The following is a 26,304-nucleotide window of genomic DNA, read 5'->3' as shown; positions in this document are numbered from 1 at the left end:
GTACGGGCCTTGTTCCCCTCCCTGCTGTGATACACTTCCGCCTCCTTCGTTTTTTCAGAGGCTGCTCATGAAACGAGAACTCGCCATTGAATTTTCCCGCGTTACCGAAGCTGCCGCTCTGGCAGGTTATAAATGGTTAGGTCGCGGCGACAAAAATCAGGCTGATGGCGCGGCAGTCAATGCCATGCGCATCATGCTTAACAACGTAAACATCGACGGTCAGATTGTTATCGGTGAAGGTGAAATCGATGAGGCCCCGATGCTCTATATCGGTGAGAAAGTCGGCACCGGCAACGGCGATGCCGTTGATATTGCCGTCGATCCGATTGAAGGCACGCGCATGACCGCAATGGGTCAGGCGAATGCGCTGGCGGTACTGGCGGTCGGCGACCGGGGCACTTTCCTGCATGCGCCGGATATGTATATGGAAAAGCTGATTGTCGGCCCTGCCGCTAAAGGCCATATCGATCTTAATCTGCCGCTGGAAACTAACCTGAAAAATATCGCCGCGGCGTTAGGTAAAACGCTCGGCGAACTGACGGTGACCATTCTGGCGAAGCCGCGTCATGATGGCGTGATTAAACAAATGCAGCAGCTGGGCGTGCGCATCTTTGCGATCCCTGACGGCGACGTCGCGCCTCCATCCTGACCTGTATGCCCGATAGCGAAGTCGATGTGCTGTACGGCATCGGCGGCGCGCCGGAAGGCGTGGTGTCAGCAGCGGTAATCCGCGCGCTGGATGGTGATATGCAGGGTCGTCTGCTGCCTCGTCATGAGGTGAAAGGCGAAAGTGAAGAGAACCGTCGTCTGGGTGAGCAGGAGCTGGCACGCTGCAAAGAGATGGGCATCAGCGCTCATCAGGTACTGACGTTAGGCATGATGGCGCGCAATGACAATGTGATTTTCGCCGCCACCGGCATTACCAGTGGCGACCTGCTGAAAGGTATTACGCGCCAGGGAAATATCGCAACCAGTGAAACGCTGCTGATCCGGGGTAAATCGCGGACCATCCGCCGTATTCAGTCGATTCACTATCTCGACCGCAAGGATACGGCGCTGCATCAGTGGATCCTGTAAGCATCAAATGGCCTGCGGTTCGGGGCCTTTTGACAGCGGCCACCAGCATAGCAGCATTAAAACGGCGGTCGCGCACATCAGCATGCCCAAACTAAACTGGCCGTTTTGCGGCAGCATCGCCGACAGCCAGGCAACCAGCCCGGAGCCCAGGTTCTGCAGCCCGCCGATGAGCGCGCCGGCAGTGCCTGCCAGCCAGGCGTAGGGCTCCATCGCGCCGGATGTCGCCAGCGGAAACATCATCCCCGCACCAAAGAAAAACAGCGATGCCGGCACCAGCAGCGTCCAGATATTCATGATGCCAAACCAGGCAGGCAGCCACATCAGAACGCCAGCCAGCAGGCAGCTGTTGACCGCATACCACATCAGCGTATGAAAGCTTTTCTCGTCACGTCCAGCAAACCAGGCGCCAAAAAAGGCCGCCGGGATCGGCAGAATAAACAGAATGCTGACCGTCATCGCATCCAGTCCCAGCACGCCGCCCATCAGAATGCCACAGCTAGCCTCATACACGGCAATTCCCGCCAGCGCGCCGATCAGCATAATCAGATAGCGTACAAAGATACGATCGCTCAGTAGGGGACGATAACGTGAAAACAGCGGACGCATCTCGTTTACCGGCGGGCGAGTTTCCGGCAGCCAGCATGCCATTGCGCCAGTTACCAGCAGGCACAGCAGCAGCAGGAAAGCAAAGCAGGCATGCCAGCCAAACAGATGCGTCAGCATCGCGCCGATCATCGGCGCTACCAGCGGGCTGACCAGAATGCCCATATTCAACAGGCTGTTTGCCTGACGCAGCGCGCTTCCGGCATACAGATCGCGCGGCATAGTACGCGCCATTACGCCCGCTACGCCGGTGCCTAAACCCTGCAGCGCGCTGGCCGCTATCAGCCAGCCGACAGAAGGCGCAACCAGCGCGCCAAGCGCACCCAGCATAAAGATAGCCATCCCCGCCAGTATCACCGGTTTACGCCCCACGCTATCGGAGAGCGGCCCGTAAATAAGCTGTGAACCGCCGTATGTCATCAGGTAGGCGGCCATGACGCGCTGCATTACACCATCGCGTACGTTAAACGATGCAGCAATATCAGCCATCGCCGGGACATAAATGGTTTGCGCCATTTGCCCTACCGCTACTAATACAATCAGCATCAGCAACAGATGTCCGTTTTCTATTTTTTTCATAGTCACTTAGCGGAAAGTTACCGGATAAAGGCCCACAGTTCGGCCGTTATGCAGCAAATCAGCGGAGATTTCAGGGTTGATGGCGGCAAAAATAACAGTTTGCGTAAAGAAAGGAATCGGGCGGGGATAAGTTTTTTTGCCATTCTGTCAGCAGAAATTGCCCTTCTTTGTAAAACTAACTATACGGCCGCACAAACTGATACCTCCTTTTGTCGCTCAGAGCTTTTCTGACGCAGGCAGGCTGGAAAAAGCGGCCCTGAGTGGCGAAGATAAACGCAGAGCTAACTGGAAAGAGGAAAAGACATGGCTGAATGGGTTAACGGCAGCGTTACGGAGGTTACACACTGGACGGACAGTTTGTTCAGCATCAAGGTTAATGCTCCCGTCACGCCATTTAGCGCTGGCCAGTTTGCCAAGCTGGCGTTGGAGATAGACGGCGAACGCGTACAGCGCGCCTATTCCTATGTTAATGCGCCCGCCAATCCCTCTTTAGAATTTTACCTGGTGAATGTCCCGGAAGGTAAGTTAAGCCCAAGGCTACACGCTTTACAGCCCGGCGATCCAGTGATGGTAACAAAAGAGGCCGCCGGTTTTTTTGTGCTGGAAGAGATCCCCGATTGCCAAACTTTGTGGATGCTGGCAACCGGCACCGCTATCGGCCCTTACCTTTCGATTTTGCAGCAGGGTGAAGGCCTGGAGCGTTTTCGCAATCTGGTGCTGGTTCATGCCGCGCGCTACGCCGCTGACTTAAGCTATCTGCCGCTAATGCAGCAGCTGGAGCAGCGCTATAACGGCAAGCTGCGTATCCAGACGGTGGTCAGCCGCGAGGAGAGCTCCGGCTCGTTAACCGGTCGCGTCCCGGCGCTAATTGCAAATGGTGAGCTGGAGCAATCGGTGGGGCTGCCGATGGATACCGACAGCAGCCATATTATGCTATGCGGTAATCCGCAAATGGTGCGCGATACCCAGCAGCTGTTAAAAGAGACGCGAACGATGAACAAACATCTGCGGCGTAAACCGGGTCATATCACTAGCGAACATTACTGGTGAGAGCTTTTTTCCGCGCCGCGCCTGCGAAAATAACTGACCGGCTGCGTGGCCCGGCCATAGCGGTTTTCGCCTGCCGAACCGCTCAGCAGACCTAATTCGAATAGCATCCCGATAAGAATAAAAGTCGGCAAAAAACGCCCCAGGCCTGTATGCCAGCCAGAGCCTAATGCGCCCCAGTTTCCCGCCAGCAGCATCCAGGCGACCACCAGCAACAGCGCCCAGTAGCCGCGTTTGTTACGATCGTGCAGGCGTTTCACCAGCACCGCGCTGGCTGGCCACAGTAAACAGACCACGCAGAACGCCGCCATCTGGGTATCCAGCAGATTGTTTCCCGCCAGCGTGAAAAGTGCGGTCATGGTCAACAGCCAGACTATCTGCCAAATCCAGAAGTCACGCCGCCCCAGACGACCACGATAAGAAAAACACCATTGCTGTAGCGTCATGCTTTCGTCCCGAGGAAAACTAAAAAGGGTTGCCGCAGTTTTTGACTTTGGCGGGTAAAAACCGTTCTAATCTGGGCTGAGTTTACTGGACGGGGCAGAAAAAATGAAGAAAGCGCCAGGCTCTTTGCTGACGCCCATCCCGATATTGTTGGCGCTGCTGACAGGCACCGCAGCGTACGCCGATGAGGTATCGCCGCGCAGTGAGTCTTTACCCACAGCGCCTTATTTGCTGCCAGGCGCACCAACGTTTGATATGAGTATTGCGCAGTTTCGGGAAAAATATAATACGGCAAATCCTGATTTGCCGCTCAGCGAATACCGGGCGATCGATAGCCGGCTGGATAAAAGTCCGCTAACGCGTGCGGCCAGTAAGATCAGCGAAACGCTCTACGCTTCCACGGCGCTGGAGCCGGGTACCGGAAAGATAAAAACGCTGCAGATTACCTGGCTGCCGATCCCCGGCCCTGATGAAAAAGCGGCGCAGGAAAAAGCGCAGGCGTACATGACGGCGCTGATGCGTTTTTTCTCGCCGACGCGTTCGGTAGAAGATAGCCGCAAACGGCTGAATGAGCTGCTGAGCAAGGGTAAAGGCGCACGCTATTATGCGCAGACCGAAGGTGCGTTACGCTTCGTCGTCGCGGACAACGGCGACAAGGGGCTGACCTTTGCCGTAGAGCCGATTAAACTCTCGCTCACAGAGCCCTAAGGGCGGTGCCAAAAATGACGAAAAGCAAAGCCATTCAGGGTTAACATCTCTATACTGTCTGGCAGACATCGCTGCCCGCCGGGCAGTGTACTTTACTGGTATTGCGTTACACGTGGAGGATATGATGCGACATCCATTAGTTATGGGTAACTGGAAGCTGAACGGCAACAAAAAAATGGTCAGCGATCTGATCGATGGCCTGCGTAAAGAACTGAATGCCGTTCAGGGCTGTGGCGTTGCCATTGCCCCGCCAGTGATGTATCTGGATCAGGCGCAGCAGGCGCTGGCCGACAGCCAGATCGTACTGGGTGCCCAGAACGTTGATGTTAACCTTTCCGGCGCATTTACCGGTGAGGTTTCTGCCGAAATGCTGAAAGATATTGGCGCTCGCTATATCATTATCGGCCATTCGGAACGCCGTACTTATCACAAAGAAAGCGATGAGTTTATTGCGAAAAAATTCGCCGTGCTGAAAGAAGCGGGACTGATTCCGGTACTGTGCATCGGTGAAACCGAAGCAGAGAACGAAGCGGGTAAAACGGAAGAAGTGTGCGCGCGTCAAATTGATGCGGTGCTGGAAAGCCAGGGCGCAGCGGCCTTTAACGGCGCGGTCATTGCCTATGAGCCAATCTGGGCGATTGGTACCGGCAAATCAGCTACTCCGGCGCAGGCGCAGGCGGTACATAAGTTCATTCGTGAACATATCGCCAGGAAAGATGCGAAAGTAGCCGAGCAGGTTATCATCCAGTACGGCGGTTCCGTTAACGATAAAAATGCCGCTGAGCTTTTTGCTCAGCCGGACATCGACGGCGCGCTGGTTGGCGGCGCTTCACTGAAAGCTGACGCATTTGCCGTCATCGTCAAGGCCGCTGCCGCAGCGAAAGCCTGATGTTTAACGGGCGGCACCGCCGCCCGTTTTCTGTTGCCTCCTAATGCAGAATCGTACAGCGATGATCCTGCAACTCCTCTGCCGAAGCCCGGTTCATTCTCAGCCAGTCACGCTCAATCGCCATCAATGCCAGCCGGCCATCAGATAAGGTTGCCAGCGCCAGGCCATATTTTCCCATCTCCTGCTGCGCCTGCGGCACTTCCTGCATCAAACGAATAAAACTGCTCTGCTGCGTCAGTTCAGCCGACGTCAACGTACGAATCAGCCAGCGATGCTGATGCAAAGTTTTCGGCTGCCAGTGCGAATTCAGCTGCGGCGTTAACCGATCCAGCTGCTGGCGCACCGCGGGACTCAGACAGGAAAGATGAATATGCAGCTGGTTCTGCGTGCGGCCATACTCAGAATTAATGGCTAATGAGATCGCGCTATCGGGAACGACGGCGCCGTGACGCATCGTCAGCAAATAACGCTGTTGCCAGGCCAGCGCAAAAAAGTTGGCCGTAGCGGGATCCCGTAGCGCCGGGCTTTCGATACCGCTGATGCGGGCAACAGGCATTAATAAATACTGCAACGGGCCGTTACGGTCTTTCAGCGTGACATAACCTTCAGCGATATTAACGCGCTGGCAGGGGCTGGGATCGTTGTTTTGTTGCTGACCCGGCACGCACTGCTGGCTGATAATCTGCCACAGCGCGTTGCCGTTATGATGGAAATGCCACGCTGCGAAAGCCAGCGCGATAAGCAGAAAGGCGATAACAACCGTAACGATTTTCAGAATGCGTGCAGGCAGCGGCATGGCGAATCCTCCTGATGACCGCTGTTAATCCTCGTTGCCTTAACGAGAATTGTCACGCTAAATCATCAGGAAAAAGCGCGCTAGCGTTTCATCACCTGGTCGTAAGTGCCGCCCTCAGCAAAGTGCGTTTTTTGTGCCTGCGTCCAGCCGCCAAACTTGTTATCAATGGTGAACAGTTTCAGCGGCGTAAAGGCGTTGGCATATTTCATCGCCACCCCGGCATCACGAGGACGATAGTAGTTTTGCGCGGCAATGGCCTGCCCTTCCGGCGAATAGAGATAATTCAGGTAGTCGTTAGCCGCTTTGCGCGTTTCACGGTCATCAACCACGCGATCGACAACGGATACGGTCGGCTCGGCAAGGATAGACTCGCTGGGCGTAACAATTTCAAACTGATCTTTACCCAGCTTGTTTACCGCCAGATAAGCTTCGTTTTCCCAGGCGATCAGCACATCGCCAATACCGCGTTCAACAAAGGTATTGGTTGCGCCGCGAGCGCCGGAATCCTGTACCTCTACGTTTTTATACAGCGCTTTGACAAACTCCAGCGCCTTTTCCTGATTGCCGTTATTCTGATCCAGGGCGTAACCCCAGGCGGCCAGATAGTTCCAGCGCGCGCCGCCGGAGGTTTTAGGATTCGGGGTAATTACCGCAACGCCAGGCTTAAGCAGATCGGGCCAGTCGTGGATCTGTTTGGGATTGCCTTTACGCACCAGGAAAACGATGGTGGAAGTATAAGGTGCAGAATTATTTGGCAGGCGTTTTATCCAGTCTTTATGAATTCGGCCGCGTTCGGCAATCGCATCAATATCGGAAGCCAGCGCCAGCGTAACCACATCGGCTCGAATGCCGTTGATTACCGAGGTTGCCTGCTTGCCGGAGCCGCCATGCGACTGGCGAATAATAATATTGTCGCCGGTTTCCTGCTTGTAATGGGCGCTGAACGCTTTGTTATATTGTTCGTACAGCTCCCGCGTCGGATCGTAAGAAACGTTCAGTAGCTCAATATTTTTTGCCAGTACGCTGGTTGATGCCAGTAAAACGGCCAGCCCTACACTCCACTTATTCATCGTACGCCCTCCCGGAAGTTATTAACGGAAGCGTGACATAAAGCTTACGGCGATTTAAAGAATTAAAAATAGGAGGTTATTACTTTATGGAATATAAGTGGGGGGGTAAAAAGGCGCTGTGTGTACAGCGCCCTGAAATAATTAATAAAGTTTTTTCGCGGTTTCCAGCCAGTCGCGCTTGAAGGGGCGCTTCATGTTCTCGATGGCATCGATAATATCGTGGTGTACCATCTTCTCATTCTGGATACCAACGCAGCGTCCACCGTAGCCCTGCAGCAGCAGTTCAATCGCATAGGCGCCCATACGTGAAGCCAGAATACGGTCATAGGCGACCGGCGCACCGCCGCGCTGAATATGGCCCAGTACGGTTGCGCGCGTTTCACGTTTGGTTTCAGTTTCAATATATTTCGCCAGCTCATCAATATCACAGATGTGCTCCGTAATAGCCACGATGGCGTGCTTTTTACCTTTCTCGATACCGGCTTTAATTTCCTGTACCAGCTCTTCGCGGGTATAAGGGATTTCCGGCAGTACGATAAATTCACATCCGCCCGCAATCGCCGCTGCCAGCGTCAGATCGCCACAATAGCGCCCCATCACCTCGACGATAGAAATACGCTGATGCGAAGAAGAGGTATCACGCAGGCGGTCAATCGCCTCAACCACCGTTTCCAGAGCGGTGAAATAACCAATGGTATAGTCGGTACCGGCAACGTCATTATCAATGGTGCCCGGCAGACCGATACACGGGAAGCCCATTTCAGTCAGGCGTTTCGCACCCATATAGGAACCGTCACCGCCAATCACCACCAGCGCATCGATATTGCGCTTTTTCATATTCTCAATCGCTACCTGACGCGTTTCCTCATTACGGAACTCAGGAAAACGCGCAGAGCCCAAAAAGGTGCCGCCGCGGTTAATCATGTCAGAAACGCTGTAGCGGTCGAGGTTGATCATGCGGTCTTCATACAAGCCGAGATAGCCATCATAAACGCCACAAACTTCCAGTCCTTCACTCAGGGCGGAGCGGACTACACCGCGAATAGCTGCGTTCATCCCTGGGGCGTCGCCGCCGCTTGTCAGTACACCGATTTTCTTGATCATGGCTACCTCTGGACTCAATACTTAATGATGAATTCGTTACGCCGGCAAGGTTCGACGCCCGCTCAGTGTCCGATCTTACCGACTCATAATGGCAAATAGTATATCAAACCTCTGCTGCTGAATTGATTCAGGTCAGACTAGTTTCGGGTAAAATCTTACACACAATGTGGCCTTCCGCCTCGCTCAAAAGCCAGACTGATATTATTTCACACTTCTGCCTATAAAAAACCCTGCGGCTCGGTGCGGGCAACAGAACAGGGATCCTGATGGATGATAATATCAGACCCAGGAAACTGCTTTAAAAGCGCTTGCTCAACCTGTTCCGCCAGGCGATGCGCCTGGATTAATGGCAAATTATCTTCTATTTCAAGATGGACCTGAATAAAGCGGGTTGGACCGGATTGTCGGGTACGCAAATCGTGCGCGCCCTGCACGCCGGGCCAGGTGGTGATGATGTTAACTATCTGTTGCCGCTCCTCATCGGGCAACGCGCGGTCAAGTAAGGACTGTACGGCATCATAGCCCATACGCAACGCGCTAAACAGAATCCATAAGCCAATACCTAGCGCAAATAGCGCATCAGCATGCGTAAAGCCATGCCAGCTAAGCGCTAACGCCAGTAAAATTGCGCCGTTCATCAACACATCAGACTGATAATGCAACATATCGGCACGAATCGCCTGGCTTTGCGTTTTACGCACCACCCAGCGTTGAAAAGTGACCAACAGCAGCGTCGAAACCAAAGCAACAAACGTAACGACCATGCCCACCAGCGGCGCATGCAGCACGCCCGGAGTGGCTAAATGCTGAATGCCGGTCAGAATCAGAAACAGGGCGGAGCCGGAAATAAACATGCTTTGCGCCAGCGCCGCCAGCGACTCCGCTTTGCCATGGCCAAACGTATGTTCCGCATCCGCAGGCTGCAACGAATAGCGTACCACCAAAAGATTAGTCAAAGAGGCGGCAGTATCTACCAGCGAGTCCACCAGAGCCGCCAGTACGCTAACCGATCCGGTATACCACCAGGCGAATATTTTGAGCAATAACAGCAGGACTGCCAGCACCGTTGCTGCCAGCGCCGCCCGGTTAACCAGCCGCGCATAGGAAGCTACCATTCTCACCCCGCAAAAAATAAAAGTAAGTATAAGAGCAGTATCGCAAAAAGGGGCAGGATGCACGTAAAGATAACGCGTTCATCCTGGCCGCAGCTAAGGTTGAAATCTGCAAAATATTTATCATCAAATCCGATTATTATTGTAAATAATTCTTCGTCGATTAATGACTAAAGGAAAGCAGAATATTTCAGCCGTTAAAACGCATTGTGGTGCAGTCTGAAACAGGCTGAGAATGCCATCTTTAAAAACGCTCCTCTTTATCATGATCTTCGGCAGCCATACCGCTACGCAGCGACTCCATATATTGAAAGTAACATCTGTCACAAAGCTCATCATCTGTAGCAGTTAAGCGATCTAACAGGCTCCGCTTCGCACCGCAATCTGTACAATATTTCATTGCAAGAAATCGCATACAATTAACATTCCATCCATTTTTGAATATTAAGCGATACAATCCGCTATTTCAGCCTGCTGGCTTTGTTGAGTGTTATCCGGGCAGCTAACGTTAAAATGGTTTCCGCTTAACAATTCTTTCACTGCTGAAAAAACTGACTGCACTGAAATATCATTCACCCGTTTCCCTTCATGAAGGATAATGTTCCTTACGCCTACAGGATACCAGCGGAGATATTTTTCTGGGCGGGGCTCAAATAAAGCAACTACCGGGATCTGCAACGCAGAGGAAAAATGTACCGGTGCGCTGTCAGCAGCAACAACCAGATTAAGCTGAGTCATTGCTGCTAAAAGATCAGGAATAGTCGGCGTTAATATCCGTTGCACACCAACACCATCCCTCCAGCTCAAAGGAAATATTTCCTGTGGAGAATGAAAAATAATTATTTCATAAGCTTCTGCCAGCTTTTCTGTCAGCTCTTGCCATTTATCCCATGCCCAGCGGCGGTCAGCGCTATTATTCGAGACAAAAAAACCTACTCTGGGCTTTGATTTACCGTTAAATCGCTCTCTCCAGGCCGAGATAAGATCCGTACGTGGGTAAATGCAAAGGCGTAACTGGTCAAGATCGGGCTTCGCCAGCTCAGGCAAAAGCTTAAAACCGGAGAAAGCTTCATGCTCCACCGTTCTGGTAGCAACATGATTTTTAATCCGATCGTCAAATTCGGTATCAGCATTATGCCAGCGACAATCCGGGACATTTAGCTGCTTAGCAAAGCTAATTGAATTCTTGTTCATTCCTCCATTGGGTATGATAAGTAAATCAAACTTAAGCTTCCGCAATTTAATAATCAGCCTGAATCTCTCTATAAGAGAGTTAAAAAAGCCAGGCCTGAGATTTTTTTGCAGATTTTTTGAATAAACATAATAATGGATTTTGTTAACATCATTATTATTATCGAGCACGGGAGCATTATACTTATTCGCGAGGACATGAATTTCCGCTTGTGGCCAACGGGTCCGTAAAGCGTGCAGTAATGGCGTGGTGCAAACCATATCGCCGAGAAAATCAATACGAATAACTAAAATCTTCCTTAACTTTCCTTCGCCCATCAAGCTTCCCTTAATTGACTTATCAATTATACTTTTACGATCTCTACAGATAAAAAATATTAAACAAATTAACTTTAAAATAGCAGGATTTAACAAATTTAAAACCGGCACAGAACCCGCTGGCGTAACAATTCCGGTAAATATAAGGCTCTTTACAACTCATAATCAAGCCGACCGCTGTAAAACCGCTAATAACTTCATCCCAAAACGATCAATTATCTTTCTAATACAAAATTATAAAATTCATAAAGGTAAAATGGACATAATAATGCAACATAAAAACCATAATTTTAAACTTTATAATTTATATAAAACAGACTGGTGATAATTAAAACCCGCTACACCAGACTGCTCTGGAGCTAATTTTCAAAAAGCCCTCTGGTTTGTAATTACCATAGAAAAATAAAATTTTAAAATTTATAATACTTGAGAAATTTCTTAGAAAAATAGGGAAGTCACCGACATTAAAGATGTTTGCAACGGCAGCTCTGGCAGGCTGAAACGGCTCGTTGAGCAGACAGAAGAAATTTTTGCGAACTGACAGGAATTGTCCGGATTCTGTCCGTACCCGAAAAGTTTGCAACCGGCTCAGCCCTGACAGGTTGTTAATCGTCTGTTTTAGCCAGGTGCGGTGGTAAATAGCGGGCAAAAAAAACCCCCACATCATGTGGGGGAAGACAGGGATGGTGTCTATGGCAAGGAAAACAGGGATACTATGTTACGGGTTACTACTGTTACTGGTTACTGCCATTACTGGTTACTGCCGGTGATACTCGCTTCATGCAGCGGTGGAAGCTGCTGCAGATTCGTCAGCCTGTGCAACTCATTCATCCGTTGCTCATGCTTCTGTTGCAAAACAGCCTGTTGCTGCGGCGTTAGCAGGTGATACATCTGGTTGCGAATCCGGGCCATCTCGACCTGCCGCGCAACCTGCTCCTGTGCTAACTTTTCTGCCTGGGCCTTTACAGCTGTTTCATTAAACTTTTCTGCAATCACCAGATTATGCAGAGTTTCTAAATCGTTCACGTTTACGGGAGGACGCTCATGTTGCGTTTGCTGCATCAGATCCCGCATCTGCTGACGCTGTTGTTCCGAAAGCTTAATGCCGTCAAACATATGGCTTTGAGAATTTTGCGCTATGCTGCCAGTCATCAACTCACCTGGCGGATGCATCCCGTCAATCGTCGTAACGTCTGCTGCCCATGCGCTGGAGTAACTAAACACCACCGAGGCTGAAGCAAAGACGACGGCGGTTACTTTGCGCATCGTTTACTCCCATATTCGTTTGCATCATTTGATTCAACGAGGTTCAGACTACAGAGATAGCTGCAAACTAGCGTCAGGGGGTGTAAAACTACGTAAAGCGATGGAATGGGGTAGGCGATCACGCTATTTTGCCTGCGGAGGGCTTAAGTAAATGAATAAAATCCTGTTGGTTGATGATGACCGCGAATTAACTTCGCTGCTTAAAGAATTGCTTGAAATGGAAGGGTTTAATATCGTTGTCGCCTCAGATGGGGAACAGGCACTTAGCCTGCTTGACGACTCCATTGACCTGTTATTACTTGATGTGATGATGCCCAGAAAGAATGGCATCGATACCTTAAAAGAGCTGCGTCAGCAGTACCAAACCCCGGTAATTATGTTGACCGCACGCGGCAGCGAGCTGGACCGCGTTTTAGGCCTTGAACTGGGCGCGGATGATTATCTACCGAAGCCTTTCAACGATCGCGAGCTGGTTGCACGCATCCGGGCTATTTTGCGTCGTTCCAGCTGGAGCGAACAGCAGCAACAGCATGACAACAGTTCCCCAACGCTGGAAGTTGACTGTCTGCGCCTGAATCCAGGACGTCAGGAAGCCAGCTTTGATAACGTTACGCTGGACCTTACCGGTACCGAATTCACCCTACTCTATTTGCTGGCTCAGCATCTTGGCCAGGTGGTATCACGCGAGCATTTAAGCCAGGAAGTTCTGGGTAAACGCCTGACGCCATTCGACCGCGCTATTGATATGCACATCTCCAATCTGCGGCGTAAACTGCCTGAGCGCCGCGATGGTCATCCCTGGTTTAAAACGCTGCGTGGCCGTGGATATTTGATGGTCTCTGCGTCATGATAAGCAGCCTGACCACCCGCATTTTTGCCATCTTCTGGTTAACGCTGGCGTTGGTTCTGATGCTGGTGCTAATGCTTCCCAAGCTTGATTCGCGACAGCTAACGTCGCTGCTGGAAAACGAGCAGCGACAGGGCACCATGATTGAGCAGCACGTTGAGGCGGAGCTAATGCAGGACCCGCCAAATGATTTAATGTGGTGGCGTCGGCTGTTTCGCGCTATCGACAAATGGGCGCCGCCCGGACAGCGTCTGCTGCTGGTTACCAGCGAAGGCCGCGTTATTGGCGCTCAGCATAACGAAATGCAGATTATCCGTAACTTTATCGGGCAATCTGACAATGCCGATCATCCCCAGAAAAAGAAATATGGCCGCGTCGAGCTGGTAGGGCCTTTTGCCGTACGTGATGGCGAAGATAATTACCAGCTCTATCTGATGCGCCCGGCCAGCAGCTCTCAGCTGGATTTTATTAACCTGTTGTTTGACCGCCCGCTGTTGCTGCTGATCGTCACCATGCTGATCAGCTCGCCGCTGCTGCTGTGGCTGGCCTGGAGCCTGGCGAAGCCGGCGCGTAAGTTAAAACATGCGGCGGATGAGGTGGCGAGTGGCAACCTGCGTCAGCATCCGGAACTGGAAGCGGGACCGCAAGAATTTCTTGCCGCTGGGTCAAGCTTTAATCAGATGGTCAGCGCGCTGGAACGTATGATGACCGCGCAGCAGCGTCTGCTCTCTGACATTTCTCACGAGCTGCGTACGCCGTTAACGCGCCTGCAGCTGGCAACCGCCCTGATGCGTCGCCGTTATGGGGAAGGCAAAGAGTTAGGACGCATCGAGCTGGAGGCGCAGCGTCTTGACGGCATGATTAATGATTTACTGGTGCTGTCGCGCACGCAGCATAAAAATGCGTTAGTCAGCGAAGCGATGAAGGCAAACCATTTATGGAATGGCGTACTGGAAGATGCCAAATTTGAAGCGGAGCAGATGGGTAAAAAGCTGGAGGTGCCGTACCCACCAGGCCCGTGGCCGCTGTATGGCAACCCTCACGCTCTGGAAAGCGCGCTGGAAAATATTGTGCGCAATGCGCTGCGCTACTCTGACTCACATATTTCTGTGAGCTTCTCCGTAGATAACCAGGGCATCACGGTTCATGTGGATGATGATGGCCCCGGCGTCAGCGAGGAAGATCGTGAACAGATATTCCGTCCCTTCTATCGCACCGATGAGGCGCGCGACAGAGAATCCGGCGGCACCGGTCTGGGGCTGGCGATTGTCGAGACGGCAATCCAGCAGCATCGCGGCTGGGTAAAAGCGGATGACAGTCCGCTTGGCGGTCTGCGTCTGACTATCTGGCTGCCGCTGTACTCTGTGCGCTAATTTGTTATGCTTCGGCCCTCGTTATCGGGGGCCTTATGCTGAACATCGTCTTATTTGAACCTGAAATTCCACCTAATACCGGCAACATCATTCGCCTGTGCGCGAATACCGGCTTCCAGCTGCATCTGATTGAGCCGCTTGGCTTTGCCTGGGATGACAAACGTCTGCGCCGCGCCGGGCTTGATTATCATGAATTTACCGCGATTAAACGTCACGCCAGCTTCGAGGCTTTCTGCGCCAGCGAACAGCCTGAGCGCCTGTTTGCGCTCACTACCAAAGGTACGCCGGCTCACAGCGCGGTCAGCTATCAGGCGGGTGATTATCTGATGTTTGGTCCTGAAAGCCGGGGATTGCCCGCCACGATTCTGGACGCGCTGCCGCCACAGCAGAAAATCCGTATTCCCATGCTGGCGCAAAGCCGCAGCATGAATCTGTCAAATGCGGTTTCAGTGGTGGTGTATGAAGCCTGGCGGCAGATGGAATATCTTGGCGCCCTGCTAAAAAGCTGACGCCGATAAAGGGCGACGTCAGATGCCGTCGCCGAACTCAAAGCCTGGGATCGTGCCGTTAAAGTGCTGATCCATATCCATAGATGGCTTATCACTGGCCGGTTTGCCAACGATACGCGCCGGCACACCCGCAGCGGTAGTATGCGGCGGCACCGGCTGCAGTACCACCGAACCGGCACCAATTTTCGCGCCGCGTCCCACCTCAATATTGCCAAGAATTTTCGCGCCGGCGCCGATCATTACGCCTTCACGAATTTTAGGATGGCGATCGCCGCTGGTTTTACCCGTCCCGCCAAGGGTAACCGACTGCAGGATAGAAACATCGTTCTCAACTACCGCCGTTTCACCAATCACGATGCCGGTCGCATGGTCGAGCATAATGCCGCAGCCGATGCGCGCAGCCGGATGAATATCCACGGCAAAAGAGACTGAGATTTCGTTTTGCAGATAGACCGCCAGCGCACGACGGCCTTCGTTCCACAGCCAGTGGCCGATACGATAAGCCTGCAGCGCATGGAAGCCTTTCAGATAGAGCAGCGGCGTAGAATATTTATCTATCGCCGGATCGCGCTGGCGTACGGCCAGAATATCGCGCGCCGCAGCGGCAATCATCGAAGGATCCTGGCGATACGCCTCTTCGACAATCTCACGAATGGCGATGGCGGGCATAATGGCGTTAGCCAGCTTATTGGCCAGCATATAACTTAGCGCGCTATCGAGGTTCTCATGCTTAAGCAATGTCGCATGAAAAAAGCTGGCCAACATGGGTTCACAATCCGCAAGGGCACGCCCTTCCGCTTTAATGTTATTCCAGACCAGTTGTAACTCTTCATCCGACATTGCTCTCTCCCGATAAAAAAATAGCGTCCGGTTCGCCCGTAACGCCACAGGTATTCAGCCGGGCCTCCCGCCTCAGCGACTGCTGTTTTCATCCTTGCGGGTACGCCCCAGCAAATTCAATGCTGCCTCGCGCGCTGATTTTTCGCAATACAATACCTGATAAATTTGCTCGGTTATCGGCATTTCAACGCCATAGCGTGCCGCCAGCGCGCGCACCTCTTTGGTGTTGCGATAGCCTTCTACTACCTGACCTATTTGTACCTGAGCGCTTTCCACATCCACGCCCTGACCCAGCAAGATGCCGAAACGGCGATTACGTGACTGGTTATCAGTACAGGTCAGCACCAAATCGCCCAGCCCCGCCATGCCCATAAAGGTGGTGGGATCGGCGCCCAGCGCCGCGCCAAGTCGGCTCATCTCCGCCAGGCCGCGGGTAATCAATGCGGTACGCGCGTTCGCCCCAAAGCCGATGCCGTCGGAGATGCCGGCGCCGATGGCGATCACGTTTTTCACCGCGCCGCCCAGCTGCACGCCGATAAAGTCAGGGTTGTTATACACGCGGAAGCTTTTACCGCAGTGCAGCAGCTGTTGCAGATCGTCAGCAAACTGTGGATCGGTCGCGGCCAGCGCAATAGCGGTAGGTAAACCCGCCGCCAGCTCTTTAGCGAAGGTTGGGCCGGAGATCACCGCCAACGGCAACGTATCGCCAACGATGTCGCGTGCCACATCCTGCAATAAACGTCCGGTCTCGCGCTCCAGCCCCTTGGTGGCCCAAACAATACGAGAGTCGGCACGCAAATGCGGCTTAATCTGCTGCAGCACTTCGCCAAAAACATGGCTTGGCACCACAATCAGCAGGTCGCGGCTGGCACCAACCGCCTGGGCAAGGTCTGGCTCGGTAGAAAGGGTGGCGGGAAAAGGCACGTCTGGCAGAAAAGCCACGTTGCAGCGATCGGCTTCCAGCTGGGATAAATGTTGAGGATTATGACCCCACAACAGCACCTGGTGGCCGTTGCGGGCTAAGGTAATGGCCAGTGCGGTGCCGTAAGATCCGGCACCGAGCACGGTAACTGCTGCGTTACGCTTATTCATCAGGCATCCTGACGAGGTTCGCCGCCTTCTTGCTGCTGCAGATAGTTCATAAACAGCGCATCGAAGTTAACCGGCGCAAGGTTAAGCTGCGGGAAGGTGCCGCGTGAAACCAGACTGGTAATGCACTCACGGGCGTACGGGAACAGAATATTCGGGCAGTAAGCGCCAAGGCAATGTGCCATCTGGGTGCCTTCGATGCCGGAAATAGTAAAGATACCCGCCTGCTGTACTTCACACAGGAACGCGGTTTCCGTCCCTACGGATGCCGTTACCGTTACGCGCAGCACCACTTCATAGATACCTTCAGCCAGCTGGCTGGATGCGGTATCCAGATCCAGTTTTACCTCCGGCTCCCACTCTTTCTGGAAAACCTGCGGCGCGTTAGGCGCTTCGAAGGAAACGTCTTTCGTATAGATGCGCTGGATCTGGAATGACATTTCGCTGGTGTTTTGTTCTGACATTATTATTGAGTCCTGTAAGTTAAAAAAATCCATCGTGGCGCCAGTTAAGCCATTATTTCAGCAAAGGATCAAGACCTTCGCGGCTGTCCAGCGCATAAAGATCGTCACAACCGCCGATGTGTTGTGCATCGATAAAAATTTGCGGTACGGTGGTTCGGCCGCTGCGTTTAATCATTTCTTCGCGCTTATCCGCATCGCCGTCAATCGGGATTTCCTGGAAAACGACGCCTTTCTGCGTCAGCAGCGCTTTTGCCCGATGGCAGTAAGGGCAGGTTGCTTTGGTATAAATCTCTACGTTAGCCATTTTCAGCACCTTTTAAGGTTATTTGCCGCGCACCAGCGGCAGATTTTCACTGCTCCAGCCAGCGATACCATCTTTCAGTACGCTTACCTGCTCGAAACCCGCTGCGCTGAGCTGAGCTGCAGCTTCAAAAGCGGAATTACCCGTCGCACAAACTACAATTATGGGCTGAGCTTTATACTTTTCCAATTCGCCGAAAGCGCCCTTTTTAATATCCGCCGCCAGAATATTATGCGCACCGGAAATATGACCTTTACGAAACTCGTCGCGGGAGCGGGTATCCACAACAACCGCATCTTCTTTATTAATCAGGCGAGTCGCTTCGCCGCGGCTGATGCTTTTAACTTTGGAAAACATGCCCTTAAACGTGGCCACGATCACCAAAACCAGCAATACGACCCATGCCAGACAAAGAATGGGGTGATTGCTTGCGAATTGCATAATTTCTTGCATGAGGGGTAACAACTCCCGACAGGGTTAATAAGCGAAAAACAGGTTTCTGAGTATACCTGCGCCACCTCGCATGTACAGTCGCGAAGCGGTGAGAGTGTCGTTTTCTGCCGTATAAAGCGGAAAAATTTTGCTGTGGCGCAAACAATACCGAAACCTGACGCTAAAAAGGCGCGGCAGAGGCGGCAATTATCCGCTAATGTCCTTTTAATAAAGCGTATTGCGTCTTCTGCCGCCTGCCGCGCGGTGAAAACAGGTTTGAAACGAACAGAAACGCAAAAGCGTTGCCCATCGCTGGCAAGCGGCTATTCATCATGGAATAATCAACTCCTTATGAGGGAAAAAGCATCAGTTTTACATTCATGGACTCCAGGTAACTTTATGGCCGGTTACGCGCCGTTACGCAGCAGCCTGTCCGCGCTCTCCGTCAGCCTGTTATGTGCTGGCATGTTGCTGTTGCCGCTGCACGCCAGCGCCGCGGATGACAATAAATCCCAGCTTAAATCTATTCAGCAGGACATTGCTGAAAAGGAAAAAAGCGTTCGCTTACAAAAAGAGCAACGCAGCAAGCTGTTGGATCAGTTACAAAGTCAGGAAAAAATCATTGCCGAAGCCAGCCGTAAACTGCGGCAAACTCAGCAGTTGCTGACCCGTCTGAATAAAGAGATCGACGCGCTAAACCATTCTATTGCCCAACTGCAAAAGCGGCAGACGCAGCAGGAAAATCTGCTGGCGCAGCAGCTTGATGCGGCTTTTCGTCAGGGTAAGCATAGCGGCCTGCAGCTTCTGCTCAGCGGCGAAGAGAACCAGCGCAGCGAACGCATCCTTTCTTACTTCGGCTATCTCAACGAAGCGCGGCAAAAAAGCATTGATGAACTGCAGAAAACGCGTCATGACCTGGCTACGCAAAAAGCGGATTTGCTGAACAAACAGAACCAGCAAACATCATTGCTAAGCGAACAGCAAACGCAACAGGTCCGGCTGGAACAGGCGCGTGCCGCGCGGAAAAAAACGCTCACTACGCTGGAAAGCGCGCTGGAAAAAGATCAGGCTGACCTGGTAGAGATGCGCCAGAACGAAAGCCGCCTGCAGGATAAAATTGCCCGTGCCGAGCGCGAAGCAAAAGCGCGCGCCGAACGTGAGGCGCGTGAGGCGGAACAGGTGCGTAAACGCCAGGCGCAGGCAAAAGCCAAAGGTTCCACCTATAAACCCACCGAAAGCGAGCGCTCGTTGATGTCGCGTACCGGTGGCCTGGGCCGTCCCGACGGTCAGGCATTCTGGCCGGTACGTGGCCGCATCGAACATCGCTTCGGTGAAGCGCTCCAGGGTGAGCTGCGCTGGAAAGGGCTGGTGATCGGCGCGCCGGAAGGCACCGAAGTCAAAGCTATCGCCGACGGACGCGTGCTGATGGCCGACTGGCTGCAAGGCTACGGGCTGGTCGTGGTGGTCGAACACGGTAAAGGCGACATGAGCCTGTACGGCTATAACCAGAGCGCGTTGGTCGCTACCGGCGCTCAGGTGAAGGCCGGACAGCCGATAGCGCTGGTCGGCACCAGCGGCGGCCGCGGCAAGCCATCACTCTATTTTGAAATTCGTCGTCAGGGACAGGCGGTCAATCCACTCCCGTGGTTAGGAAGATAAGTGTTGTTTTCAGTGAAAAAAATGGCCGTGGCGCTAAGCGGCCTGCTGTTCGCCTGTTCAGCGAGCGCCGGTAAGCTGGCTATCGTGATTGATGATTTTGGCTATCGGCCACAGCAGGAAAATCAGGTGCTGCAGATGCCGAATGCCATTTCGGTAGCGGTACTGCCCACCGCCCCGCACGCGCGTGAAATGGCGACCAAAGCCCACCAGCACGGGCACGAAGTGCTGATCCACCTGCCGATGGCGCCGCTCAGCAAGCAGCCGCTGGAGCGGGATACGCTACAGCCGGAAATGAGCACTGAAGAAATCGCCCGCATTATTCAGAACGCGGTGAATAACGTGCCTTACGCCGTGGGCTTGAATAATCATATGGGCAGTAAAATGACCTCCAGCCTGCCGGGAATGCAAAAAGTCATGCAGGTGCTGGATCACTATAGCTTCTACTTTCTCGACAGCATGACCATCGGCAACAGTCAGGCCACGCGTGCCGCCGCCGGCACGCGCGTAAAAGTGATTAAGCGCCGCGTGTTTCTTGATGATAATCAGAACGAAGCGGAGATCCGTAAGCAGTTTAATCGCGCGGTGCGTCTGGCGCAGCGCAACGGTTCAGCGATCGCTATTGGTCATCCACATCCCACTACCGTACGCGTCCTGCAGCAGATGCTGCCTGGCCTGCCTGCAGACGTGACGCTGGTGCGTCCCAGCCAGCTGTTGAATGAACCGCAGTCAGACCATGTTGCGCCTGTGCCTGTGCCTGTGCCGCCTAAAGCCGCGCCGAAGCCGCGTAATCCGTTCCGTGGCGTCGCGCTCTGCCGTCCGCCGCAGCCGCTAACGCCGGTGCCGGCAACGCGCGCGCTGAACGTGATTACAGAGAGCGTTGAACAAAGCCCGCTGGTGGAAAAGATCGGCAGTCTGTTTTGACATATTGTCCATCGTCAGGAGGGCAGTAAATCTCTATAATGCCGCCCTGATAATTTCTTTATCCGTGAGCGAAAGGATATGGCGCGATGACGCAAGCTCGACAAAAAATCCTGTTGCTGGATAACGGCAGAGAATGGGGCGGCGGCACGAACAGTATGCTGGAGCTGCTGAAGCGCATCGATCGCGATCGTTTCGATATTACCTGCTGTTTTTATTATAATTATCAGCGCGGTGAAGGTGAAACCATTGAGTCAGTGCTGAATGCCATTGGCATTCCGGTCATCTTTATTCCGCAGCGCAAACAGCCCGCCTCGGCCAAGCTGCAAAAAGAGCTGCTGCGCTCACTGCTGTTTTTCAGCCGCTCGCTGAAAAAGCGGGCGGCAGATATTATCGATCGCCGCTGGCGCGTTGAGCCCAACGCCCGCAGGCTACGTGAGCTGCTGCTTCAGGGCGCTTACGATACGCTGTATATGAATAACCAGCCCAGCACTAACGTCGAAGGTTACCTGGCGGTAGCCGATATGACCGTTGGCCTGGTGCAGCATTGTCGTATCGAACCGCTGCTGACGCCGCGGCTGGTTCGGATGATCAATCAGCGGGTCAACGCGGTGATTGCCGTTTCTCACGGCGTCTGCCAAACGCTGCGCTCCAGCGGCGTTGAGGCTTCACGCTGCTTTACGGTCTCCAACGCCATTGATATTCACCAGCCGCTGCCCGACCGTGCGACCGTGCGCGCCCGGCTTGGCCTGCCGGAAGACCGTTTCTTATTCGGCAGCATCGGCTCATTGATCGCCCGTAAGGCGACGCATCATACCCTGCAGGCGCTGAGCGCCTTTCAACAAGCCTGCCCGCAGGTTAACTGGCATATGGTCGTAGTCGGCGCTGGCCCGGAGCTGAACAGCCTGCAGCAGCTGGCTGCGCGGGAAGGCATCGCCGATCGCGTGACGTTTACCGGTTTTCGTAATAACGCGCTTGATTATCTGGCGGCCATGGATGTTTTTGTGCTGGCGTCTAAAAGCGAGGGCCTGCCGCGCGTGGTGCTGGAGGCGATGCTGGTCAACACTGCGGTGATCGGCTCGAACGTCGTGGGCACCGCTGAGCTGGTTGATGATGGGCAGACCGGGCTGCTGTTTGAATATGGCGATACCGCGCGTCTCTGCGCACATATGCAGGCGCTCTGTCAGAATAATGCTCTACGCCAGCAGCTGATTTCACAGGCTAATGCCAACGTTAAAGCTCACTACGCTATTGAAAATTATGTGGCGGGCGTCGAAGCCCTGCTACAAAGCGTGGCAAAGGAACCTTCTTCTCATGCTTAACTTTTTGAATCCTCAATACCGTTATATCCAGTCGCGCCATAATATTCCCTATACGCAGGCGGATGTGCAGGGCGAGGTATCCGTCACCTCCATTGTGATCCCCTGTACCGGCGCCGACTTTATCGAGGAGGCAGAGCTGAGCGCGCTGTTCGCTTCGCGCTATGCCAAACAGGCCGAAGAAATCGTGATCGTCAGCGACCAGCCCGTCGCGCTTTTCCGCAATTTGCCGCCGAAAGCGCGCGTGGTCACGCTGGATGTGCCGCAGCGTGAAGGGAGCTACCGCTATAAGCAAATCTACCGCAGCCGTTTAATTAAAATACAGGCTCCTCTGTATGCGGCTACTGATGCAATTTTAATGATTGATTCTGATTTAAATCTATTAAAGATGCCGGATATTCGTCCGAAAGATGGTCATATTTATTCCAGCTTTCGTCAGGGAAAGATGGCGGCAAAGCTGGAAGGCGCATCAGCGGGAAATAAGCCCGCGTATTACCGCAATAGTATCCGGCCTTATCTGGTTGATCACGTTAACAGCGCTTTTTTGGTGGCTACACGCAAAAGCTGGCAGCGGCTCTGCCCCTTATGGCAAGCGCTTTTCAATGATACATGGCACCTGATGGATGATACGCAACCGCCAACGGATCAGCTCCCGCTGGCGCTGCTATTAGATATGCTTGATTTTAAAACGGTTAATCTGGGTGACTGGGTAAACTGGCCGGTTTCCAAACGTATCGGTGGTCAGGAAGCGGCGATCCCGAAAGAGGTGATTGGCGCACACGGTGGTTTTCCACTGAGCGAATGGCAGAAATATCTCCAGTCCGCTGATACACCGCTGCTGTTTAAAGGTCAGGACTATACGCGCAAGGTGCGCTACCTGACCGATGCTGAAAAGAAACAGTAAGCGTGCGGCTGCCCGCCCCGGCCTGACGCGGGCAGCCGGTAAACATCAATCCCAGCTCAGCACCACTTTGCCTGAGCGACCGGAGCGCATTTCATCAAATCCCTGCTGGAACTCATCAATGCTATAGCGATGGGTAATAATCGGTTTCAGGTCGAGGCCAGACTGGATCAGCGCGGCCATTTTATACCAGGTTTCAAACATCTCCCGGCCATAGATCCCTTTAATAAATAATCCTTTAAAAATTACCTGATTCCAGTCGATCGCCATATCTGACGGCGGAATACCCAACAGCGCGATACGCCCGCCATGATTCATCGCCTCCAGCATAGTGCGGAACGCGGGCGGCGCACCGGACATCTCCAGCCCGACATCGAAGCCCTCGGTCATGCCCAGCTCGCCCATTACCTGCGTCAGCGATTCACGGCTTACATTAACCGCGCGCGTTACTCCCATCTGACGCGCCAGCCCCAGGCGATACTCATTCACATCGGTGATCACTACGTGGCGCGCGCCGACATGTTTACAGACCGCCGCCGCCATAATCCCAATCGGCCCGGCCCCGGTAATCAGCACGTCCTCGCCGACTAAATCAAAGGAAAGAGCGGTATGTACCGCGTTGCCGAAGGGATCGAATATCGCCGCCAGCTCATCGGAGATATTATCGGGGATCTTAAAGGCGTTAAACGCCGGGATCACCAGATATTCAGCGAAACAGCCCTGACGGTTAACGCCAACGCCAACGGTATTGCGGCAGAGGTGCGTACGTCCGGCACGACAGTTGCGGCAGTGGCCGCAGGTGATATGCCCTTCTCCCGATACGCGATCGCCAACGGCGAAGCCTTTGACCTCCTGCCCCACCGCAACCACTTCGCCCACATATTCATGACCGACAATCATCGGCACCGGAATGGTTTTTTGCGACCATTCATCCCAGTTATAAATATGAATATCGGTGCCGCAGATGGCGGTTTTACGGATTTTAATCAGCAGATCGTTGTGGCCGGGTTCAGGAATCGGTGCATCCGTTACCATCCAGATCCCTTCCGTCGCCTTTAGTTTTGCCAGTGCTTTCATAACCGTTCCCCTCAGGCGATAACGCCAAGCTGTTTACCAATGCGCGTAAAGGCATCCACCGCACGCTCAAGCTGCTGGTGCGTATGCCCGGCCGAAATTTGCGTACGGATACGCGCCTGCCCCTGCGGCACCACCGGATAGAAAAAGCCGGTCACATAGATGCCCTCGTCCTGCAGCAAACGAGCAAACTCCTGCGCCACCTTCGCCTCGCCCAGCATCACCGGAATAATGGCGTGATCGGCGCCGGCCAGAGTAAAGCCCGCATCGGTTAGCGCCTGGCGAAAGTAACGGGCGTTATCCCACAGCCGCTGCCGCAACCCGTCGCCTTCGCTCAGCATATCCAGCACCCGCAGCGATGCACTGACAATCGTCGGCGCCAAAGAGTTAGAGAACAGATAGGGCCGCGAGCGTTGACGCAGCCACTCCACTACCTCTTTTTTTGCCGCCGTATAGCCACCGGAGGCGCCACCGAGCGCTTTGCCCAACGTGCCGGTAATAATATCGACGCGTCCCATCACCTCGCAGTATTCATGTGTACCGCGACCGCCCGCGCCCACAAAGCCCACCGCGTGCGAATCATCCACCATCACCAGCGCATCAAACTCATCGGCGAGATCGCAAATGCCGCGCAGATTGGCGATGACGCCGTCCATAGAAAATACGCCATCGGTAGCGATAAGAATATGGCGCGCACCCGCCGCCCGCGCCTCTTCAAGCCGGGCACGCAGTTCTGCCATATCGTTGTTGGCATAACGATAGCGGCGCGCCTTGCACAGACGTACGCCGTCGATAATCGAAGCGTGATTCAGCGCATCGGAAATCACCGCATCTTCCGCTCCCAGCAGGGTTTCAAACAGCCCGCCGTTGGCATCGAAACAGGAGGAATAGAGAATAGCGTCTTCCATACCGAGAAATTCAGCCAGCCGCTGTTCCAGCTGCTTGTGAATATCCTGCGTTCCACAGATAAAGCGCACCGAGGCCATGCCAAAACCGTGGCTGTCCATTCCCTTCTGGGCCGCCAGAATTAATGCCGGATGATTGGCCAGTCCAAGATAGTTATTCGCGCAAAAGTTAACCACCTCCTGACCCGCTGCAAGGCGAATATCGGCCTGCTGCGCCGAAGTAATAATCCGCTCCTGCTTAAACAAACCTTCCTGTTGCGTTACTGCCAGCTGTTGCTTAATTTGACGATAAAAATCTGCAGGCATTTTTATTCTCCATTACCGGCTTATAGTCGGCACATCATACTGAACGCTTGCTAAGCAAACGATATTTGACGCAACAGAATGTTAATTTTGCAGCATATATCACGCCTGATGCCGGGGTTACATTTCGTTACGGACTCCTCTGGCTGCCTGTATGCCGATGAAATGTTATGATGATAGTTATTTAGGTGTGGAACTCCCCGTTCCGCCTCACTGTTTAAGGTTAAGCACATGATTATTGTGACTGGCGGCGCCGGTATGATCGGCAGCAATATTGTTAAAGCGCTCAATGACGAAGGTATTACCGATATTCTGGTAGTGGATAATCTGAAAGACGGCACCAAGTTCGTTAATCTGGTCGATCTGGATATTACTGACTACATGGATAAAGAGGATTTCATCGCCAGCGTGATGGCCGGTGATGATCTGGGTAATATTGAAGCGGTTTTCCATGAAGGTGCCTGTTCTTCAACCACCGAGTGGGACGGCAAGTACATGATGGATAATAACTATCAGTACTCCAAAGAGCTGTTGCACTTCTGCCTGGAGCGTGAAATTCCTTTCCTTTACGCCTCTTCTGCGGCCACCTACGGCGGACGCAACGACAACTTTATCGAAGAACGTCCGTACGAACAGCCGCTGAACGTTTACGGCTACTCGAAAATGCTGTTCGATCACTACGTACGCCAAATCCTGCCGGAAGCGGATTCTCAGGTGTGCGGCTTCCGCTACTTTAACGTTTACGGACCGCGTGAAGGCCATAAAGGCAGCATGGCAAGCGTCGCCTTCCATCTCAATACGCAGCTGAACAACGGCGAAAATCCCAAACTGTTCGAAGGCAGCGATAACTTCAAGCGTGACTTTATTCACGTCAGCGATGTGGCTGCGGTTAATCTGTGGTTCTGGAAAAAAGGCGTTTCCGGCATTTTTAACTGCGGAACTGGCCGCGCCGAATCTTTCCAGGCCGTGGCGGATGCCGCGCTGGCGTACCATCAGAAAGGCGCTATCGAATACATCCCTTTCCCGGAAAAACTTAAAGGGCGCTATCAGGCTTATACCAAAGCGGATCTCACTAATCTGCGGGCGGCGGGCTATGACAAGCCGTTTAAAACCGTAGCCGAAGGCGTGACTGATTATATGGCCTGGCTGAACCGCGACGCATAAGG

26 protein-coding genes and 1 pseudogene are annotated in these 26,304 nt (G+C 53.2%); 12 read left to right on the top strand and 15 right to left on the bottom strand.

Translation table 11 applies throughout. The features are described from left to right. Positions 1-67 precede the first annotated feature (67 nt). Positions 68-1,077, top strand: a pseudogene (glpX, locus tag COO59_RS15750) (class II fructose-bisphosphatase). A gap of 3 nt (positions 1,078-1,080) precedes the next feature. Here the strand turns inward: glpX and emrD are convergent. Next, positions 1,081-2,259 carry a multidrug efflux MFS transporter EmrD gene (gene emrD, locus COO59_RS15745; RefSeq protein WP_103060712.1) on the bottom strand — a complete coding sequence of 393 codons (1,179 nt, stop codon included), beginning with the start codon at positions 2,257-2,259 and terminating at the stop codon, positions 1,081-1,083. A 303-nt stretch (positions 2,260-2,562) separates the two neighbouring features. Between emrD and fpr the strand changes: the two genes are divergently transcribed. Beyond that, a complete protein-coding gene (gene fpr / locus COO59_RS15740) occupies positions 2,563-3,309 on the top strand; it encodes a ferredoxin--NADP(+) reductase (RefSeq protein ID WP_103060711.1) in 747 nt (248 codons plus the stop codon). Here fpr and COO59_RS15735 read toward each other — a convergent pair. Continuing rightward, positions 3,300-3,752, bottom strand: coding sequence for a DUF805 domain-containing protein (locus tag COO59_RS15735; protein ID WP_103060710.1), 453 nt, complete (start codon positions 3,750-3,752; stop codon positions 3,300-3,302). The two genes, fpr and COO59_RS15735, sit on opposite strands and share 10 nt — an antisense overlap. A 103-nt stretch (positions 3,753-3,855) precedes the next feature. On the opposite strand from COO59_RS15735, the gene COO59_RS15730 reads away from it, so the two are divergent. Both COO59_RS15730 and tpiA read left to right on the top strand, forming a co-directional pair. Next, on the top strand, positions 3,856-4,458 hold the full coding sequence (locus COO59_RS15730) for a DUF1454 family protein (RefSeq protein WP_103060709.1): 603 nt from the start codon (positions 3,856-3,858) through the stop codon (positions 4,456-4,458). Positions 4,459-4,582: 124 nt separating this feature from the next. Beyond that, on the top strand, positions 4,583-5,347 hold the full coding sequence (gene tpiA, locus COO59_RS15725) for a triose-phosphate isomerase (RefSeq protein WP_103060708.1): 765 nt from the start codon (positions 4,583-4,585) through the stop codon (positions 5,345-5,347). Positions 5,348-5,387: 40 nt separating this feature from the next. Here the strand turns inward: tpiA and COO59_RS15720 are convergent, their stop codons facing one another. The 6 genes from COO59_RS15720 to cpxP form a co-directional block, all read right to left on the bottom strand. Continuing rightward, entirely contained in the window at positions 5,388-6,143 is a 756-nt protein-coding gene (locus COO59_RS15720) for a CDP-diacylglycerol diphosphatase (RefSeq protein WP_103060707.1), read from the bottom strand. 80 nt (positions 6,144-6,223) lie between these two features. Next, positions 6,224-7,213, bottom strand: a complete 990-nt coding sequence (locus COO59_RS15715; RefSeq protein WP_103060706.1) for a sulfate ABC transporter substrate-binding protein — start codon at positions 7,211-7,213, stop codon at positions 6,224-6,226. Positions 7,214-7,354: 141 nt separating this feature from the next. Continuing rightward, positions 7,355-8,317: a 6-phosphofructokinase gene (gene pfkA, locus COO59_RS15710; RefSeq protein ID WP_103060705.1), complete on the bottom strand. Its 963-nt coding sequence runs from the start codon at positions 8,315-8,317 to the stop codon at positions 7,355-7,357. A 218-nt stretch (positions 8,318-8,535) separates the two neighbouring features. Further along, positions 8,536-9,432: a CDF family cation-efflux transporter FieF gene (gene fieF / locus COO59_RS15705; protein ID WP_103060704.1), complete on the bottom strand. Its 897-nt coding sequence runs from the start codon at positions 9,430-9,432 to the stop codon at positions 8,536-8,538. 441 nt (positions 9,433-9,873) lie between these two features. Continuing rightward, positions 9,874-10,938 (bottom strand): glycosyltransferase family 9 protein, encoded by a 1,065-nt coding sequence (locus COO59_RS15700; RefSeq protein ID WP_103060703.1) that lies wholly within the window; start codon positions 10,936-10,938, stop codon positions 9,874-9,876. A 750-nt stretch (positions 10,939-11,688) separates the two neighbouring features. Then, a complete protein-coding gene (cpxP, locus tag COO59_RS15695) occupies positions 11,689-12,204 on the bottom strand; it encodes a cell-envelope stress modulator CpxP (protein WP_103060702.1) in 516 nt (171 codons plus the stop codon). Positions 12,205-12,355: 151 nt separating this feature from the next. Between cpxP and cpxR the strand changes: the two genes are divergently transcribed. From cpxR to trmL, 3 genes are read left to right on the top strand one after another with little or no spacing between them, the layout of a single operon-like run. Beyond that, entirely contained in the window at positions 12,356-13,054 is a 699-nt protein-coding gene (cpxR, locus tag COO59_RS15690; RefSeq protein WP_103060701.1) for an envelope stress response regulator transcription factor CpxR, read from the top strand. Continuing rightward, entirely contained in the window at positions 13,051-14,424 is a 1,374-nt protein-coding gene (gene cpxA / locus COO59_RS15685) for an envelope stress sensor histidine kinase CpxA (RefSeq protein ID WP_103060700.1), read from the top strand. Before cpxR ends, cpxA begins: the two co-directional genes overlap by 4 nt. A 35-nt stretch (positions 14,425-14,459) precedes the next feature. Then, a complete protein-coding gene (gene trmL, locus COO59_RS15680) occupies positions 14,460-14,933 on the top strand; it encodes a tRNA (uridine(34)/cytosine(34)/5-carboxymethylaminomethyluridine(34)-2'-O)-methyltransferase TrmL (RefSeq protein ID WP_103060699.1) in 474 nt (157 codons plus the stop codon). 18 nt (positions 14,934-14,951) lie between these two features. Here trmL and cysE read toward each other — a convergent pair whose 3' ends face one another. The 5 genes from cysE to COO59_RS15655 form a co-directional block, all read right to left on the bottom strand. Continuing rightward, positions 14,952-15,773 (bottom strand): serine O-acetyltransferase, encoded by an 822-nt coding sequence (gene cysE / locus COO59_RS15675; RefSeq protein WP_103060698.1) that lies wholly within the window; start codon positions 15,771-15,773, stop codon positions 14,952-14,954. 72 nt (positions 15,774-15,845) lie between these two features. Further along, positions 15,846-16,865, bottom strand: coding sequence for an NAD(P)H-dependent glycerol-3-phosphate dehydrogenase (gpsA, locus tag COO59_RS15670; protein WP_103060697.1), 1,020 nt, complete (start codon positions 16,863-16,865; stop codon positions 15,846-15,848). Further along, positions 16,865-17,326 (bottom strand): protein-export chaperone SecB, encoded by a 462-nt coding sequence (gene secB, locus COO59_RS15665; RefSeq protein ID WP_103060742.1) that lies wholly within the window; start codon positions 17,324-17,326, stop codon positions 16,865-16,867. Before secB ends, gpsA begins: the two co-directional genes overlap by 1 nt. A gap of 52 nt (positions 17,327-17,378) precedes the next feature. Then, positions 17,379-17,630, bottom strand: coding sequence for a glutaredoxin 3 (gene grxC, locus COO59_RS15660; RefSeq protein WP_085069326.1), 252 nt, complete (start codon positions 17,628-17,630; stop codon positions 17,379-17,381). A gap of 18 nt (positions 17,631-17,648) precedes the next feature. Continuing rightward, positions 17,649-18,080 carry a rhodanese-like domain-containing protein gene (locus COO59_RS15655; RefSeq protein ID WP_103060696.1) on the bottom strand — a complete coding sequence of 144 codons (432 nt, stop codon included), beginning with the start codon at positions 18,078-18,080 and terminating at the stop codon, positions 17,649-17,651. A 330-nt stretch (positions 18,081-18,410) separates the two neighbouring features. On the opposite strand from COO59_RS15655, the gene envC reads away from it, so the two are divergent. The 4 genes from envC to COO59_RS15635 all read left to right on the top strand — a co-directional run bounded on the left by envC (position 18,411) and on the right by COO59_RS15635 (position 22,859). Beyond that, complete coding sequence (gene envC, locus COO59_RS15650) at positions 18,411-19,718, top strand: murein hydrolase activator EnvC (RefSeq protein ID WP_103060695.1); 1,308 nt, start codon at positions 18,411-18,413, stop codon at positions 19,716-19,718. A gap of 21 nt (positions 19,719-19,739) precedes the next feature. Further along, on the top strand, positions 19,740-20,639 hold the full coding sequence (locus COO59_RS15645; protein ID WP_103060741.1) for a divergent polysaccharide deacetylase family protein: 900 nt from the start codon (positions 19,740-19,742) through the stop codon (positions 20,637-20,639). A gap of 86 nt (positions 20,640-20,725) precedes the next feature. Beyond that, entirely contained in the window at positions 20,726-21,958 is a 1,233-nt protein-coding gene (locus tag COO59_RS15640; protein ID WP_103060694.1) for a glycosyltransferase, read from the top strand. Next, positions 21,951-22,859: a hypothetical protein gene (locus COO59_RS15635; protein ID WP_103060693.1), complete on the top strand. Its 909-nt coding sequence runs from the start codon at positions 21,951-21,953 to the stop codon at positions 22,857-22,859. The genes COO59_RS15640 and COO59_RS15635 overlap by 8 nt, the downstream gene beginning before the upstream one ends. A gap of 45 nt (positions 22,860-22,904) precedes the next feature. On the opposite strand, the gene tdh is transcribed toward COO59_RS15635, so the two are convergent. Both tdh and COO59_RS15625 read right to left on the bottom strand, forming a co-directional pair. Further along, positions 22,905-23,933, bottom strand: coding sequence for an L-threonine 3-dehydrogenase (tdh, locus tag COO59_RS15630; RefSeq protein WP_103060692.1), 1,029 nt, complete (start codon positions 23,931-23,933; stop codon positions 22,905-22,907). 11 nt (positions 23,934-23,944) lie between these two features. Next, the gene (locus tag COO59_RS15625; RefSeq protein WP_103060691.1) at positions 23,945-25,141 is read right to left on the bottom strand and encodes a glycine C-acetyltransferase; all 1,197 of its coding nucleotides are present in this window, start codon (positions 25,139-25,141) and stop codon (positions 23,945-23,947) included. Positions 25,142-25,369: 228 nt separating this feature from the next. On the opposite strand from COO59_RS15625, the gene rfaD reads away from it, so the two are divergent. Then, entirely contained in the window at positions 25,370-26,302 is a 933-nt protein-coding gene (gene rfaD / locus COO59_RS15620) for an ADP-glyceromanno-heptose 6-epimerase (protein WP_103060690.1), read from the top strand. Positions 26,303-26,304: the final 2 nt, after the last annotated feature.

Origin of the sequence: Mixta theicola, from assembly GCF_002895925.1 — a bacterium.
GTDB lineage: Bacteria > Pseudomonadota > Gammaproteobacteria > Enterobacterales > Enterobacteriaceae > Mixta > Mixta theicola.
The sequence above is the reverse complement of the archived record's forward strand: the minus strand, read 5'-3'. Positions and strand labels throughout refer to the sequence as shown.

Bases quoted from the DNA above. Each gene is read 5' to 3' on its own strand.
- emrD (WP_103060712.1), bottom strand. From the start codon at position 2,259: ATGAAAAAAATAGAAAACGGACATCTGTTGCTGATGCTGATTGTATTA.
- fpr (WP_103060711.1), top strand. From the start codon at position 2,563: ATGGCTGAATGGGTTAACGGCAGCGTTACGGAGGTTACACACTGGACG.
- COO59_RS15735 (WP_103060710.1), bottom strand. From the start codon at position 3,752: ATGACGCTACAGCAATGGTGTTTTTCTTATCGTGGTCGTCTGGGGCGG.
- COO59_RS15730 (WP_103060709.1), top strand. From the start codon at position 3,856: ATGAAGAAAGCGCCAGGCTCTTTGCTGACGCCCATCCCGATATTGTTG.
- tpiA (WP_103060708.1), top strand. From the start codon at position 4,583: ATGCGACATCCATTAGTTATGGGTAACTGGAAGCTGAACGGCAACAAA.
- COO59_RS15720 (WP_103060707.1), bottom strand. From the start codon at position 6,143: ATGCCGCTGCCTGCACGCATTCTGAAAATCGTTACGGTTGTTATCGCC.
- COO59_RS15715 (WP_103060706.1), bottom strand. From the start codon at position 7,213: ATGAATAAGTGGAGTGTAGGGCTGGCCGTTTTACTGGCATCAACCAGC.
- pfkA (WP_103060705.1), bottom strand. From the start codon at position 8,317: ATGATCAAGAAAATCGGTGTACTGACAAGCGGCGGCGACGCCCCAGGG.
- fieF (WP_103060704.1), bottom strand. From the start codon at position 9,432: ATGGTAGCTTCCTATGCGCGGCTGGTTAACCGGGCGGCGCTGGCAGCA.
- COO59_RS15700 (WP_103060703.1), bottom strand. From the start codon at position 10,938: ATGGGCGAAGGAAAGTTAAGGAAGATTTTAGTTATTCGTATTGATTTT.
- cpxP (WP_103060702.1), bottom strand. From the start codon at position 12,204: ATGCGCAAAGTAACCGCCGTCGTCTTTGCTTCAGCCTCGGTGGTGTTT.
- cpxR (WP_103060701.1), top strand. From the start codon at position 12,356: ATGAATAAAATCCTGTTGGTTGATGATGACCGCGAATTAACTTCGCTG.
- cpxA (WP_103060700.1), top strand. From the start codon at position 13,051: ATGATAAGCAGCCTGACCACCCGCATTTTTGCCATCTTCTGGTTAACG.
- trmL (WP_103060699.1), top strand. From the start codon at position 14,460: ATGCTGAACATCGTCTTATTTGAACCTGAAATTCCACCTAATACCGGC.
- cysE (WP_103060698.1), bottom strand. From the start codon at position 15,773: ATGTCGGATGAAGAGTTACAACTGGTCTGGAATAACATTAAAGCGGAA.
- gpsA (WP_103060697.1), bottom strand. From the start codon at position 16,865: ATGAATAAGCGTAACGCAGCAGTTACCGTGCTCGGTGCCGGATCTTAC.
- secB (WP_103060742.1), bottom strand. From the start codon at position 17,326: ATGTCAGAACAAAACACCAGCGAAATGTCATTCCAGATCCAGCGCATC.
- grxC (WP_085069326.1), bottom strand. From the start codon at position 17,630: ATGGCTAACGTAGAGATTTATACCAAAGCAACCTGCCCTTACTGCCAT.
- COO59_RS15655 (WP_103060696.1), bottom strand. From the start codon at position 18,080: ATGCAAGAAATTATGCAATTCGCAAGCAATCACCCCATTCTTTGTCTG.
- envC (WP_103060695.1), top strand. From the start codon at position 18,411: ATGAGGGAAAAAGCATCAGTTTTACATTCATGGACTCCAGGTAACTTT.
- COO59_RS15645 (WP_103060741.1), top strand. From the start codon at position 19,740: ATGGCCGTGGCGCTAAGCGGCCTGCTGTTCGCCTGTTCAGCGAGCGCC.
- COO59_RS15640 (WP_103060694.1), top strand. From the start codon at position 20,726: ATGACGCAAGCTCGACAAAAAATCCTGTTGCTGGATAACGGCAGAGAA.
- COO59_RS15635 (WP_103060693.1), top strand. From the start codon at position 21,951: ATGCTTAACTTTTTGAATCCTCAATACCGTTATATCCAGTCGCGCCAT.
- tdh (WP_103060692.1), bottom strand. From the start codon at position 23,933: ATGAAAGCACTGGCAAAACTAAAGGCGACGGAAGGGATCTGGATGGTA.
- COO59_RS15625 (WP_103060691.1), bottom strand. From the start codon at position 25,141: ATGCCTGCAGATTTTTATCGTCAAATTAAGCAACAGCTGGCAGTAACG.
- rfaD (WP_103060690.1), top strand. From the start codon at position 25,370: ATGATTATTGTGACTGGCGGCGCCGGTATGATCGGCAGCAATATTGTT.